Here is a 14,980-nt window from a genome sequence, read left to right as displayed (position 1 = left end):
GGACCACCGTCGCGATCTCGTCAGGTCTGACAGCCTGGGCAGAAGTAGATCACGCGATCATCGCCGATCGAGCCGAGTTGACCTCGCTCGATCGGCGTTCTGCATCGGCGGCACAGTTGCCCTTGTCGGCCGTAGACCCAGAGTCGTGCATTCGCCGCGGTCTGTCCGGTGGTGGTCCGGGCAGTGCGTGATCGGTTGGCCCACAACAGGCGTCTGCTCAAATCGACTGCCGCCGGCACATCCACATCTTGCACCGCCCGCGCGGGCAGCGTCCCGCGCAGAAAGCAGATCTCGCTGCGGTAGACGTTGCCGATGCCGGCCAGGAGATGTTGGTCCAGGAGGGCCGTGCCGATCGGATCGTCAGGACATCCCCTGATGCGGCGGATGGCTTCATCTCGATCCCAGTCGTCGGCGAGCAGGTCGGGTCCCAGGTGGCCGAGCGCCGATTCCGGATCGGCGGACAGCTCGAGGATGCCGAGATCGAATCCCACGGCCTCGGCCTCGTCGGTGCGGAGTACGACCCGCGCCTGGAACCCCGGTCGCCGCCATCTGCGGCCGACCGGGTGCACGTGCCAGGCGCCTTCCATCTTCAGGTGCGAATGGATGCTCAACGCACCGACATCCGGTCGGGTATCGTCCGGGCCCGCGACATCGATCAGCAGATGTTTTCCCCTCGACCGCACCGCGACGACGAGGCGGCCGGACAGATCGGTCGTGGCCAGCCGAGGAACACGGAACTGCGTGTACGACAACTGCCTGCCCGCCAGGGCTGTTCGAAGCCGAGCGGCGGTCGCGAAGACGGTGTCACCCTCAGGCATGCTGCCCGTAGCGCATCCGGAGACCGCGTGGCGTCGTCGCGAAACCTGCGGCCACCAGGATGCGCGCGAAATCGGACCGTAACGCCGGCTGCGAGTCGACCTGGTCGATCATCAAGCGGGACAAGCGCCCTGATCGTACGAGGGCGGCCAGGGCGCCCGCGGCCGACTCCAGCGCGGACGTCGATTCGCTGAACGTCAGGACGGTCTTGCCGCCGCGCTCGACAAACACGACGAGCGCGCCGTCGACCAGCACCACCAGGGCGCCGGGCTTGCGCCCCGGCCGGTGACCGACGTCCTCGGACGTCGACGGCGGCCATTCCAGCGCGGCACCGAACGGGTTCGCCGGGTCGTTCGATGCCAGTACGACGGCGAAATTCTCGTGGCCGCGGTCGATGAGTGCGTGCCGTCGCAGGTCGTCGACCGTGGCCGGAGATGCGAACTGCGCCCCACCGAGTCCGTCGACGTAGTAGCCCCGCCGAACCTGACCGTTGTCCTCGAACACGGTGAGAGCCTTGTAGATGCGGGCGAATCCGCCGGTGACACTCTCACTCACGACACTGCCGCGGGTGATGACTCCGTAACGGGCGAGGAGCTGTTCGCAGACGACCTGAGTGGCCACGGTGGGGTCGGGCTCCTGCCGTTCGAGCGCGAACCACCGGCCACTCGCCGTCGGGGCGACCGCCCGTCCGGTCGGATGCTCCGCGAGATAGCGCGTCGACAGGCGTTGCGCCCGTAGCCGGGGTGCGCGACCGCGTGAGCGGTGTGCGGGTGCCGATCTCGATGCCGACCCGCTGCGCCTCGATTGGGTCATCGCACGGACCGGCGCGAACGAATCGTTGCTGATCCGGCCCGACCAGACGAGGTCCCACAGCACGGTCTCGACCTCGGAAGCCGGTACAGGTGAGTCGGTTTCGGTGCTCACGGCGTCGGCCACCTGAGTGAACCGGAGGGCACCGCCGGGCTCGAGAACCTGCACGACCCGGTCCATCAGTGCGGTGGTGTCGATCTCGTCGGGCGGCGGCAACGTCAGTGGCGCGACGTCGGCGGGGTGCAGGGCGACCCATCCGTCCGAATTGCCGATGCGGCCGTGTCCGGACCAGATCACCTCACCCGAGCTCAGCAGTTCGTCGAGCATGGCGGGCTGGTACCCCCGGATACGCGCCGGCAGGATCAGGGATTCCCAGGCGGACGCCGGAAGTGGATATCCGGCCAACTGGTCGACAACCGTCGCCACGCCGTCGACACCGTCGAGCTGATCGTCGGCGGTGACGTGCTGCCACGAGGCCAGGAACCGTGCCAGCACGTCGGTCTCGACCGGGGCCACCTCGGCTCGGCTCGCTGCCAGGGAGCCACGCCGGATCTGGCCGAGTACGTCGGCGTGACACCACTGCGTGGCCCGCTGTCCCCCCGACGGTTCGGCGTCGGGGAGGAAGTCGCCCTCGACGACCCGCCGGTCGGCGGCGAGCCGGATCAGCGTGTCCCGGACCACTCCCACGGCCATCCCCAAGGTCTGCGCGGCCTCGGCGACGGTGAACGGTCCGTGCGTGCGTGCGTATCTACCGACCAGGTCGCCGACCGGGTCGGGCACGGGCTCGAGGTAGGCGGCCGGGATGCCCATCGGTGCGGGTACCCCGAGGGCGTCGCGAAGCCGTGCGGTGTCGTCGATCGCCGCCCACCGTGGCCGTCCGCCGTGATTGACGGAGATGATCTGCCCGGTCCGATGCAGGGCGGTGAGATGGTCGAGTGCCGGCTCCGCGCCGCGGTAGCGATCAGTGACGTCCTCGGTGCTCAGCGGGCCCAGCCAGCGCAGCAGGTCGATGATGTCTTCGGCGTCGCGGGCCTGCCGGTCGGGGGACAGACGCTGCAGGCGTGCGGTGACCTCCGCGATGACCGCGGGGTCGAGGAGTTCACGGAGATCGACCCGCCCGAGAAGTTGCGCCAGCAGGCTGGTGTCCAGTGAGAGGGCGGCGGCGCGTCGCTCGGCGAGCGGGGCGTCGTCGGCGTACATGAACGCACCCACGTAGCCGAACAACATGGACGCGGCGAAGGGCGACGGACTGGCGGTCTCGGTCTCGACGATCCGGATGCGGCGTTGCCGGATTCGGGTGAGCAGATCGACGAGGGCGGGTAGATCGTAGACGTCCTGCAGGCATTCGCGCACCGCTTCCAGCACGATCGGGAAGTCGGGGAACTTCGATGCGACGGAGAGCAATTGGGCGCTGCGCTGACGTTGCTGCCACAGCGGGGCGCGACGTCCCGGGTCTCGCCGGGGGAGTAGCAGCGCCCGCGCCGCACATTCGCGGAATCGGGAGGCGAACATCGACGAGTCGGCAAGGGCATCGGTGACGAGCTGTTCGATGTCGTCCGGATCGACGACGAAGACACCGGTCCCGGGCGGGTCGTCGTCGGTGTCGGGCAGGCGCACGATGATGCCGTCGTCGGATGCGGTGGTCGCACCCTCGATGCCGAGAGTGTTCTGCAGGCGTGCGGAAATCGCGCTCGCCCACGGGGCGTGGACGCGTAATCCGTAGGGGGAGTGCAGGATGAGACGCCAGTCGCCGAGCTCGTCGCGGAAGCGTTCGACGACGAGCGTGCGGTCGGTGGGGAGGTGACCGGTGGCCTCTTTCTGTTCGCCGATCAGGGCGGCCAGGTTGTCGCGGGCGAAGTCGGTGAGGCCGAGGCGTGCGGCATGCTCGGCGAGGGTGTCGGGATCGGCGACGGCTCCGGTGAACTTGCCGATGGCGGCGCCGAGTTCGGCCGGGCGGCCGACGGTGTCGCCGATCCAGAAGGGGAGGCGACCGGGCTGCCCGTAGGCGGGGGAGACCAGGACCCGGTCGTGCGTGATGTCCTCGATGCGCCAGCTCGTCGCACCGAGGGCGAACACGTCGCCCACCCGTGACTCGTAGACCATCTCCTCGTCGAGTTCACCGACCCTGGTGGACTTCTCGCCGACCATGAAGACGCCGAACAGGCCACGGTCGGGGATTGAGCCGCCCGAGGTGACGGCGAGCCGTTGCGCGCCCCGGCGGCCCGAGAGAGTCCCGGCGTCGCGGTCCCAGATGGCCCGTGGACGCAACTCGGCGAACTCGTCGGAGGGAAATCGTCCGGAGATCAGGTCGAGTGTGGCGTCGAACACCTGCCGGCCCAGTTCGCGATACGGCCCTGCACGCCGTACGACGTCGAACCAGTGGTCGACGTCGAGGTCGTCGATCGCGACCGCCGCGATCGTCTGCTGGGCGAGGATGTCGAGCGGGTTCTGTGGGACCCGGAGTTCCTCGATCGCGCCGTCGAGCATCCGCTCGACGGTCACCGTGCAGTGGATGAGGTCGGTGCGGTGCTTCGGGAACAGCACGCCCTGCGAGATCTCGCCGACCTGGTGACCGGCCCGTCCGATCCGCTGCAGACCGTTCGCGACCGACGGTGGGGCCTCCACCTGGATGACGAGGTCGACTGCGCCCATGTCGATGCCGAGCTCCAGCGAACTCGTCGCCACCACACAGGCGAGGCGGCCCGACTTCAGATCGTCCTCGATCTGTGCGCGCTGTTCCTTGCTGACCGAACCGTGGTGGGCACGGGCCAGGACGGGTTCGGCGCCGGAGCTCGCGCCGCTGGCCATGACGAAGGCCGGTGCCCCGCCGGCGACGGTCGGATTGTGGGTGACCGGTGCGGCCGTACCCGTGGTTCGTTCGGCATGGATCTCGTTGAGCCGCGCGGTCAGCCGCTCGGCGAGCCGCCGCGAGTTGGCGAACACGATCGTGGCCCGGTTCTTCTCGATCAGGTCGACGATCGACGATTCGACATACGGCCACAACGAACCGGCGGTCGGCGAGAACGCGTCGTCGAGGTCGTCGCCGGCAGTCGACTCGGGCGGCGGGATGTTGGCCATGTCCTCGACGGGGACGTCGACGCGGAGGTCGAAGGTCTTGGTGGCCGGTGGTCTGACCACCCGGCACGGCGCTGCGCCACCGAGGAAGCGGGCGACCACCTCCGGCGGGCGGACCGTCGCGGACAGTCCGATGCGTTGCGCGGGTCGGTCGAGCAGTTCGTCGAGTCGTTCGAGGGTCAGCGCCAGGTGCGTGCCGCGTTTGGTGGCCGCGACGGCATGCACCTCGTCGACGATAACGGTGTCGACGTCGGTGAGGGTCTCGCGGGCGGCCGACGTCAACATCAGGTAGAGCGATTCGGGCGTGGTGATCAGGATGTCCGGCGGCGTCTTGACCAGCGACCGCCGCTGTGCCGGCGACGTGTCACCGGAGCGCACGCCGACGGTGATGTTCGGTTCGGCCAGGCCCAGTTCCTGGGCTGCCCGCGTGATGCCGGTGAGCGGTGCCCGCAGATTGCGTTCCACGTCGACGGCGAGGGCCTTGAGGGGGGAGATGTACACGACCCGGGTGGCGTGCTTCCGGTCGGGCTCCGCGGCCAGGCGGTCGAGTGCCCACAGGAACGCCGACAGTGTCTTGCCCGAGCCGGTCGGCGCGATGACCAGGGTGTTGTCGCCGTCGGCGATGGATTTCCAGGCCCCGGTCTGCGCCGTGGTCGGCTTGTCGAAGGCGCCGGTGAACCACCGCCCCGTCGGGGCGGTGAATCGATCGAGGACAGAGGCCTTGCGGGGCACATGGCCATCATCCCTCACGTCACCGACAGGCCCGGGTATACAGTCAACCCACACCAGTGCGCGGGAATCCGGTGGGACTCCGGAGCGGTCGCGCCGCTGTGATCCCGTTTGTCGTCGTCAGGATGCCTTTCGGGAGAGTCAGAATACCGCTCTGGTGACCATGTTCGACAACTCGATGGGACGCGAAATCCCAGGGAAAGGAACATCATGGCTTCGACCTCGTCGGCCGTCGCGGGTAAGGCTCGCGCACTCGCGGTGCCGGATCTGTCTGTCGTCAGTGCGGCCCTCTGGCTGACCCTCACCGTCCTCGTGGCGGCGTTGGCCTATTACTTCATCGGCTACGACCAGGGCGCCTGGTCGGTCTTCGGCACCGACACGCACATCCACGAGTTCGTCCACGACTCGCGTCACTTCCTCGGCTTCCCCTGCCACTGAGTCGCCAGGACAGGGAGACAACAGCACATGGAAAAGAAGTTCATCGGCGCAGGCCTGCTGTCGGGCCTGATCGCCGGAATCGTCGCGTATGTATTCGCCCGGCTGTTCATCGAGCCGCAGGTCGCCAAGGCGATCGACTACGAAGAAGGGCGCTCGCACGCCGAAGAGATGCTCGCGGGTGATCACGGTGCACACGAGCACGGAGAGGTCTTCACCCGTTCGATCCAGGAAAACATCGGCGCCGGCGTCGGCACGGTCGTGTTCGCAATCTGCATGGGCGCGTTCTTCGCGGTCGCGTTCACGATCTTGTGGGCCTACCTGGGCCGGCACTACCCGGCGACCGACCCTCGCATGGTGGCGGGCGCACTCGGCGTGATCGGATTTGTGGCCGTCTTCGGGGTGCCGTTCTTCGCCTATCCGGCCAATCCACCGGCCGTCGGCGAGGCCGACACGATCGGCGCGCGCAGCGGCGCGTTCCTGACGATCACCCTGCTGTCGCTGGCGTTCGCGATCGCCGCGGTGGTGCTCGCCTTGTGGCTACGACCGAGACTGGGCGGGCTGCTGTCGGGTGTCGCCGCCACCATCGGGTATCTCGTGGCGGTGACGATCACCATCGCGTTGCTGCCCGCGTTCGACGAGGTCCCGGGCCCGGTCGCCAACGATTCGGGACAGATCACGTTCCCTGGCTTCCCGGGCGACGTGATCAGCGATTTCCGGGTCTACACGATCGCCAACCAGGTCATCCTGTGGACCGTGCTGACCGTCGTGTTCGCGGTGATCCTTGGACGTCTCGCCAGACCCGTGGTGACCGCGGATGCGACAACCGGCGACAAAATCGTCGCCGAGCAGGGCTGACAGCGGACATTGCTCATCGTCACCGCCGGCCGCACCGGTCCCAACCGATCGGTGCGGTTCGGCGGTGATCTGTCCCTGGACGAGCGGGGTCGCCGCGACATGGCATCGCTGGCCGCCTCGGCTCGAGACGTCGGTGTGGTGATCGGCGGTCCAGAACGGGCGACTCGTGAGTCGAGTGAGCTGCTGGGTGCCGTCCACTCCGTCGACGACAGGCTGGCGACGTTGGATGTCGGTGACTGGTCGGGGCGGATACCCGAGGAGATCGATCCCGACGACCTGCGGGCGTGGTTCACCGACCCGTCCGCACGACCCCACGGCGGCGAGGCGATCGTCGAGTTCGTCGAACGCATCCACCGGTGGCGCTCCGCCGTCGATCCGACGCCGGGTGCGTGCGTGGTCGCGATGCCGGTGGCCCAGGCGTTGCTGACCGCCGATGCGACCCAATACTTCTCAGTCGAGGTCCGCCCCGCGACGGTCTACGAGGTCGGCCCCGATCGATGAAACAGGATCGCCAGAGTGTCCCTTTACTTCCGCAATGACTCCTGACACAGTGTTCAGCAAGTAACTGAAACATGTTCTGATCTTGGGGAGTGTGCGGCGATGTTCGAGTGGTCCGAAGAAGACCTGATGGTCCGAGATGCGTTGCGAGCGTTCATCGACAAGGAGATCAAGCCGCACATCGACGAGCTCGAGACCGGCCAGCTGCCGCCGTATGACATCACTCGAAAGTTGCTGTCGGCCTTCGGGGTGGACGCGATGGCGAAAGACGGGCTGGAGAAGGAACTGGCCGCCGAGGCCGCCGGCGAGAAGGGCTCCGGTGGCGGTGGCGGCGGCATGGCCAATTCCATGTTCCTCATCCTGAACATGGAGCTCGCGGGCGTCAGCCTGGGTCTGGTGGCGTCCATGGGCGTCAGCATGGGACTCACCGTCTCGACCATCCGGGGCAAGGGCACGCTGGCGCAGAAGAAGCGCTGGCTCCCCGAACTCGTCACCATGGAGAAAGTCGGGGCCTGGGCGATCACCGAGCCCGATTCCGGCTCGGATGCCCTCGGCGGCATGAAGACAAGCGTCAAGCGCGACGGGGACGACTACATCCTCAAAGGGCAGAAGACTTTCATCACCAACGGTCCCTACGCCGACACGATCGTCGTCTTCGCCAAACTCGACGAAGGCAATGACACCCCGATCCGGGATCGTAAGGTTCTCTCGTTCGTCCTGGACAAGGGCATGCCGGGTCTGACCCAGGGCAAGTCGTTCAAGAAGATGGGCATGATGAGCTCGCCGACGGGCGAATTGTTCTTCGACGACGTCCGCGTGGGCAAGGATCGTCTGCTCGGCGAGACCGAGGACACCGGTGCCGACACCCGTGGTTCGGAAGGCGCCAAGGCCGGTTTCACCGCCGAGCGCGTCGGCATCGCGGCCCTGTCGCTGGGCATCATCAACGAGGCCGAGAGGCTGTCCATCGAGTACGCCAAGTCGCGCACGCTATGGGGACAGGACATCGGGCAGTTCCAGCTCATCCAGCTCAAGCTCGCCGAGATGGAGATCGCCCGAATCAATGTGCAGAACATGCTTTTCAGTGCCATCGAACGTGCCAAGGCCGGGAAGCCGCTGAGCCTGGCGGAGGCGTCGGCGATGAAGCTGTATTCATCGCGGGCGGCCACCGAGGTGGCCATGGAGGCCGTCCAGCTGTTCGGCGGCAACGGCTACATGTCCGAATATCGGGTGGAACAGCTTGCCCGCGATGCGAAGTCACTGATGATCTATGCGGGAAGCAACGAGATCCAGGTGACGCATGTGGCCAAGGGGTTGCTGCGTCAGGGTCGTTGAGCGCGCAACGCCCGATCATGTGCCCATGAGGGTGAGCACGATCAGCGCGACGTTGAGAATGACGATCAGGATCGCGGTCACACCCGCTCCGAGGCGCAACGCGCGCGAATCGGCGAACTCGCCCATGATCTCGCGATCGGCGGTGAGGCGGCCGAGTGGGATCACGGCGAACGGGATACCGAAGCTCAGAACCACCTGACTGATGACGAGCGTCCACGTCGGGTCGACCCCGGTGGCGAGAACGAGCAGTGCCGGGACGAGGACGAGGACGCGGCGTAAGAAGATCGGGATGTGGACGCGGAGCAGGCCGGCCATGATCGATGCGCCCGCATAGGACCCGACAGACGTCGACGCCAGGCCTGAGGCCAGCAAGCCCACGGCGAAGACCGTCGCCACCGTCGGACTGATCGAGTCGCTGACTGCTGCGTAGGCGCCCTCGATACTGTCGGTTCCGGGGATGCCGCGCAGGTTCTGGGCCGCCAGCAACAGCAGGCCGATGTTGACCACTCCCGCGATGGACAAGGCCACGATGACGTCCCACCGGGTTATCCGGATCAGCTGACGTCGCCGTTCGGGCGTCGTATCCGTCCCATAACGGTCGATCACGAGCGACGAATGCAGGTAGATGGCGTGGGGCATCACCGTGGCGCCGAGCATGCTTGCCGCGAGCAGCACCGTGTCCGGACCGTCGAGGCGGGGGAGCAGGCCGCCGAGTACATCGGACGCGGGTGGCGGGTCGATGATCAGGCCGACCAGGAACCCGACGACGATGATCGCGAGAAGCGTGACGATCACTGATTCGAAGATCCGCTGTCGTCGGCGGTTCTGTAGCAGCAACATGAGCATCGACACGGTCCCGACGATCAGCCCACCGATCGCCAGTGGCAGGTCGAAAAGCAGCTGCAATGCGATCGCTCCGCCCACCACCTCGGCGAGGTCGGTGGCTGCTGCGACGATCTCGGCCTGCACCCAGAATGCGAGGCGATAGCGCCGGGAAAGGCGGGAGCCGAGCAGCGCGGGCAGGCTCCGCCCGGTCGCGATGCCGAGCTTGGCGGACTGATACTGGATCATCATCGCCATGAGGTTGGCCATCACCAGGACCCAGACCAGCAGGAAGCCATAACGAGCTCCGGCCGTGACATTGGCGGCCACGTTGCCCGGGTCCACGTACGCGATCGCGGCGACGAAGGCAGGCCCGAGCAATGCGACGTTGCGCAGGTGTCGGCGCGATGCCGACGAGGCATCGGAAGCCGAGCGCACGAGCGTCATGATCGAAGCCTGACACAGCCGGGCGCCAGGTTCAAACGGTACGAACAAATAATTTCGGGTACCCGAAAACTAGTCGTGGGAGTAGCGGTTGCACCAGGTGGATGGGTTCCCGTGATTCAGTCGGTGGAACAGACTTGCTGCACCATGCGCCAGACCCGATCACGCGACATCGGTAACTCGTGCGGGCGGACGCCGATCGCGCGCCGGATCGCGTTCGCCAGTGCCGGGGCCACCGGGTTGTAGGGCGATTCGCTCATCGACTTCGCGCCGAACGGCCCGAGGTCGTCGGAGGTCTCGGCGAAGTAGACCTCGGTGGTCGGGATGTCGGCCATCTGTGGCACCCGATAGGTGCGGAAGACCGGGGTGATGACGCGCCCGGCGCCGTCGAGCATGATCTCCTCATAGAGCGACGAACCGATCGCCTGTGCGACACCACCTTCCACCTGACCGAGGCACTGCTGGGGATTCATGACGGTACCCGCGTCGGCGGACTGCACCGACTGCAGGATCACGACGGCACCGGTCTCGGTGTTCACCGCGACCCGAAAGGCGTGCACGTTGAACGCGATCGACCGGAGGTCGCCGTTCTCCACACCGGTCGCGACGATCCGGTCGGCGACGCGTGACTCGCCGTCGACGGCGTCGAACATCTCGCGGAACGAGATCAGGCGTTCGCCGATCATTGCCCCGTCGGGGGTCAGGAGCACGCGATCCGGTTCACTGGCGGCGACCTCGGCGGCTGTCCCGATCAGCTTCTCGCGCAGTGAGATACATGCTGCATGGAGTGCCTTTCCCGCGACGGTGATGCCGGCCGAGGCGAACGCACCCGTGTCGTAATCGGCGGCGTCGGTGTCACCGTGGCTCAGCCGGATCCGGTCGGGCGTCGTGTCCAGTGCGGTCGCCGCGATCTGGGTGTGCACCGTGGTGGTGCCGTTGCCGAACTCGGATGTGCCGATCCCCACGTGATACTCGCCGTCGGCGTCCACGCCGACCCGGACCCGGGAGATGTGACCGCGTGGGGCCATGGTGGCGATGGCCGCCAACGCCATCCCTTCACCGACACGCCATTGCGGTCCTGCCGGCGCCTCGACGCCGTTGCCGCGGACCAACGCCGACTGGGCGAGGTCGAGACACTGGTCGAGACCGTAACTGCCGTAGAGCAGATCGGGTTCGGGCTCGGGATGGGTGATGAGGAGCGGATCGCCGTCGGCGACGGCGTTGCGGCGGCGCAGCTCGAAGGGATCCACATCGAGGGACACCGCGAGTTCGTCGAGCGCGCTCTCCACCGCGAAGATCACCTGCCCCAGCCCGTAGCCACGGAAGGCGCCCGACGGCGGGTTGTTGGTGTACACGACCTCCGCGTCGACCCGCTTGATCGGGCAGTTGTAGACCGAGATCGACTCGGCGCACGCGTGGAACATGACCCCGACCGCATGGTTTCCGTAGGCGCCCGTGTCGGAGAGGACGTCGATCTTCAGCGCGGTCAGTCGGCCGTCGGTGTCGGCCCCCAGGTCGACGGCCACGCGGAACGGGTGACGGTAGGTGGTGCGGGTCATCTCGTCGGTGCGGCTCATCTCGTAGCCGCAGGGTCGGCCGGTGCGCAGCACGGCGAGCGCGACCAGATCTTCGGTGAGCAGTTCCTGTTTGCCGCCGAACCCCCCGCCGACACGGGCCGTGAAGACACGGATCCGGTCGACGTCGAGATCGAGGAGGTGGGCCAGTTCGGCGCGTACGAGGAACGGGACCTGGCTACTGGTTCGGATCACCAGACGTCCGTCGTCGTCGAGCAGGCCGATACTGCCGTGCGTCTCCAGCTGTGCGTGGGAGACCCGGGCCGTAGACCAGCTGCCGGAGACGGTCACCGCCGACCGGGCCAGGGCAGCATCCACATCGCCCCCGAAACCATGGTGGAAGTCGGCGATGGTGTTCCGGTCCGCGTGGTTGACGCGATCGAGTGCGGTGCGATCCGGATGGATGCGCGGCGCGCCCGGTCGCCTGGCCTCCTCGGGATCGAAGACGGCGGGCAACTCCTCGTAGGTCACATCGATCAACCGGCAGGCCTGCTCTGCGGCGGCTGCGGTGTCGGCGACGACAGCGGCGACCCGCTGTCCCACGAACCGGACCACCGGATCGAGGATCAGTGTGTCGTCGGGGTCGTCCTCGCGGTGTTCGTGTCTCGCCGAGGAGAACCGACGGCCGGGGACGTTCTCGTGGGTGAGGATGAGTGTGACACCGTCGACCCGCTCGGCGGCCGAGGTGTCGATCGACACGATGCGCGCATGGGGGAGAGGCGATCCGAGCACGTGCAGGTAGGTCATCCCGGGAACCGCGACGTCGAAGGTGTAGGGCTCGGTACCGGTGACCACGCGTCGGGCCGCCGGCGGGTTGACCGACCGGCCGACGCTCCCGGTCGCGGACACTGGGGTGCTGTGGGCGAGGATCGTGTTGCTGTCGGCGAGATTCAGGTTGCTGTCGGCGGGGGTTTGGTTGCCGTCGCCGAGGACTTCGGTGATGGCGTCGCGGATGGCCCGATAGCCCGTACATCGGCACAGGTTGCCCTTCATCTTCCGGGGCAGGTCGGTGAGGTCGTCGGGGTGCAGTGTGGACGCTGTGACGATCATCCCCGCCGTGCAGAATCCGCACTGGAAGCCGAAGTTGTCGATGAAGGACTGCTGCATCGGATGCAGATCGTCGGGCGTCCCGACTCCGGAAGCCGTGGTGACCGAACGGTTCTCCACCCGCTGGGCCGGATAGATGCAGGAATGGACAGGGGTGTCGTCGACCAGTACCGAGCAGGCTCCGCAGTCACCGGCATCGCAGCCTTTCTTCACCTCGAAATGCGCGGTGTCCCGCAGCAGGGTGCGCAGACACTGGCCCGGACGTGGCTCCGCCTCGTGCCCGGCCCCGTTCACCGAGAATCTCATCGGGTGACCCCGTCCACGAGTTCGATCCGGATCTCTTCTGCCAGAACAGCAGACACCGCTCGTCGCCAGTCGGCCGCGCCGAGTGGATCGGTGTAGTAGCCGTCGACGGCCGAGACGTCCCGGCGCAGTCGGGCCGTCGACGGCGGCGACGGATAACGCAGGACGACCGGTCGAGCCGTGGCCGCGGTGATCCCGACGACCACCGAGTCGTCCTCGTCGAGACGACCGGTGATCACGGCGCCGGACCGTCCGAGTTCGGCCAGGGCGATCTTGCGGAATGCGGTGGCCGCACGCATCGAGCTTCCGGGGATGTCGACGGCGCGGAGTACCTCGCCGTCGGCGAGCAGGGTGGTGCCATTTCCGATGACGAACTCCGCCACCGGGATTCGTCGATCGGTCCCGTCCGGGCGCCAGATCTCGGCGACCCCGTCGAGTCCGGCCGTGAGCGAGACCATCGCAGCCGCCGCGTATGCGCGGCAGATGTTGCCGCCGACGGTGGCCACGTTCCAGATCTTGAACGACGCCAGCAGTGCGTTCGCGCATGCACCGAACAGCGGTTGCGCCCGCCATCCAGGACGCGCGGGCAGCGCAGCGAGTTCGGCGATCGTGCAGGTGGCTCCGATTCGGAGTCCGCCGTCGGTGAGGTATTCCAGTGCAGGCCATTCCATCTCGGACAGGTCCACGATGCCGGAGGCATCCATCTGGGGCTCGGAGAAGAACCACGTGCCCCCGGCCACCAGTCGCTCGCCGGGGGCGAGGTGCAGATCGTCGCGGGTGTGGGCGAGGCGATAGCCGGCGATGGTATTGAGGTCCATCAGGACGCCTTGTCGATCAGACGGCGATGCTCTCGGGCCACCTCGGCGGCGACCGCGTCGGTGTCGACGGTGAGCATGGTGCCGTCGCCGACGATCCGTCGTCCGTTCACCCAGGTCCCGACGATCGGCGGGATGGCGCCGAGCACCAGCGCGGCCACCGGGTCGTCGATCCCGCTGTGCGCCACCGATGACAGATCCCACAGGACCAGATCGGCGAGCTTGCCGACCTCGATCGACCCGGTATCGGCGGCCCGGCCGAGCACCCGCGCACCACCGATGGTCGCCAGCTCGATCGCCGTCCGGGTGGTGAGTGCCGTCGGGCCGCCCCGGGCCCGTGCCATGAGAACCGCCTGATGCGCTTCCTCTAGCAGTCGACAGGATTCGTTGGACGCCGCCCCGTCGACGCCGAGGCCGACCGGGACGCCGGCATCGACGAGGTCGCGGGTGCGGCAGATGCGGTTGCCGAGACGGGCATTGGAGGTGGGGCAGTGCGCGACGCCGGTCGCGGTGGCAGCGAGCCGGGCGATCTCGTCGTCGTCGAACTCGACGCCGTGCGCGAACCACACATCGTCGCCCACCCAGCCCACCGACTCCATGTATTGCAGTGGAGTGCAACCGAAGTGCTCGTCGCAGTAGGTGTTCTCGTCGAGCGACTCGGCGAGATGGGTGTGCATCCGGACTCCGAGTTCGCGGGCCAGTACCGCAGATTCGCGCAGCAGGTCCGTGGTCACCGAAAATGGTGAGCACGGCGCGAGCGCGATACGCAGCATGGAATCGGCCGACGGGTCATGCCACCGGGACACCGCATCGGCGCTGGCCGCCAGGATGTCGTCGAGGCCCTGCACCACCGAGTCCGGCGGCAGTCCGCCGTCCTTCTCCGATAGGTCCATCGATCCCCGGGTGGGATGGAATCGGAGCCCGATGGTCTGCGCCGCGTCGATCTCGGCGCCGAGCAGGTCTCCGCCCTCGGCTGGGAACACATAGTGATGGTCGGTGGTGGTGGTGCAGCCGGACAGAGCCAGCGAGGTGAGGCCGCCGAGGGCCGCCGTGCGCACCGCGTTCTCATCGATTCCGGCCCAGATCGGGTACAGGGTGGTGAGCCACTGGAACAAGGTGTGGTCAGCGGCGAGACCGCGGGTGATCCACTGATAGAGGTGGTGATGCGTGTTGACCAGCCCCGGCGTGAGAACGTGCCCGCGCCCGTCGATCCGGACGGTGTTGTCGGGCAGCGAGGGTGGAGGTTCGCCGACCGAGACGATGCGCTCGCCGTCGATCAGCACCGACGCCTGCGGGAGTTCGCGACGTGTACCGTCGACGGTGATGACATGCGTGTTCTCGATCAGGGTCATGCGGCGCTCAGAACGAGGAGAGCGAGCCGAGTCGCTGCTGGGGGACACTCGCGACACGCTACGACGCTTG

10 protein-coding genes and 1 riboswitch are annotated in these 14,980 nt (G+C 67.4%); of the genes, 4 read left to right on the top strand and 6 right to left on the bottom strand.

The window, feature by feature from the left end; genetic code table 11:
- Positions 1-20: 20 nt before the first annotated feature.
- The gene (locus tag ACLQ3I_RS11930; RefSeq protein ID WP_425802080.1) at positions 21-818 is read right to left on the bottom strand and encodes a DNA-formamidopyrimidine glycosylase family protein; all 798 of its coding nucleotides are present in this window, start codon (positions 816-818) and stop codon (positions 21-23) included.
- Complete coding sequence (locus ACLQ3I_RS11925) at positions 811-5,433, bottom strand: ATP-dependent helicase (protein ID WP_425802078.1); 4,623 nt, start codon at positions 5,431-5,433, stop codon at positions 811-813. Before ACLQ3I_RS11925 ends, ACLQ3I_RS11930 begins: the two co-directional genes overlap by 8 nt.
- 38 nt (positions 5,434-5,471) lie before the next feature.
- Positions 5,472-5,602, top strand: a riboswitch (cobalamin riboswitch).
- Positions 5,603-5,640: 38 nt separating this feature from the next.
- Between ACLQ3I_RS11925 and ACLQ3I_RS11920 the strand changes: the two genes are divergently transcribed.
- From ACLQ3I_RS11920 to ACLQ3I_RS11905, 4 genes are all read left to right on the top strand, one after another.
- A complete protein-coding gene (locus ACLQ3I_RS11920) occupies positions 5,641-5,868 on the top strand; it encodes a CbtB domain-containing protein (protein WP_425788111.1) in 228 nt (75 codons plus the stop codon).
- Positions 5,869-5,895: 27 nt separating this feature from the next.
- Entirely contained in the window at positions 5,896-6,723 is an 828-nt protein-coding gene (locus tag ACLQ3I_RS11915; RefSeq protein ID WP_425802076.1) for a CbtA family protein, read from the top strand.
- A gap of 9 nt (positions 6,724-6,732) precedes the next feature.
- Entirely contained in the window at positions 6,733-7,224 is a 492-nt protein-coding gene (locus ACLQ3I_RS11910; protein ID WP_425788107.1) for a histidine phosphatase family protein, read from the top strand.
- Between the two features lie 99 nt (positions 7,225-7,323).
- Positions 7,324-8,553: an acyl-CoA dehydrogenase family protein gene (locus ACLQ3I_RS11905; RefSeq protein WP_425788105.1), complete on the top strand. Its 1,230-nt coding sequence runs from the start codon at positions 7,324-7,326 to the stop codon at positions 8,551-8,553.
- A 15-nt stretch (positions 8,554-8,568) separates the two neighbouring features.
- Here ACLQ3I_RS11905 and ACLQ3I_RS11900 read toward each other — a convergent pair whose 3' ends face one another.
- From ACLQ3I_RS11900 to ACLQ3I_RS11885, 4 genes are all read right to left on the bottom strand, one after another.
- Entirely contained in the window at positions 8,569-9,822 is a 1,254-nt protein-coding gene (locus ACLQ3I_RS11900; RefSeq protein ID WP_425788104.1) for an Nramp family divalent metal transporter, read from the bottom strand.
- Positions 9,823-9,938: 116 nt separating this feature from the next.
- Entirely contained in the window at positions 9,939-12,746 is a 2,808-nt protein-coding gene (locus tag ACLQ3I_RS11895) for a molybdopterin-dependent oxidoreductase (protein ID WP_425802074.1), read from the bottom strand.
- The gene (locus tag ACLQ3I_RS11890) at positions 12,743-13,561 is read right to left on the bottom strand and encodes an FAD binding domain-containing protein (protein WP_425802072.1); all 819 of its coding nucleotides are present in this window, start codon (positions 13,559-13,561) and stop codon (positions 12,743-12,745) included. Before ACLQ3I_RS11890 ends, ACLQ3I_RS11895 begins: the two co-directional genes overlap by 4 nt.
- Positions 13,561-14,910, bottom strand: a complete 1,350-nt coding sequence (locus tag ACLQ3I_RS11885) for an 8-oxoguanine deaminase (RefSeq protein WP_425802069.1) — start codon at positions 14,908-14,910, stop codon at positions 13,561-13,563. Before ACLQ3I_RS11885 ends, ACLQ3I_RS11890 begins: the two co-directional genes overlap by 1 nt.
- Positions 14,911-14,980 lie beyond the last annotated feature (70 nt).

The sequence above is a fragment of the Gordonia sp. DT101 genome (assembly GCF_049844895.1).
GTDB lineage: Bacteria > Actinomycetota > Actinomycetes > Mycobacteriales > Mycobacteriaceae > Gordonia.
This window is presented reverse-complemented; position numbering and strand designations above follow the sequence as displayed.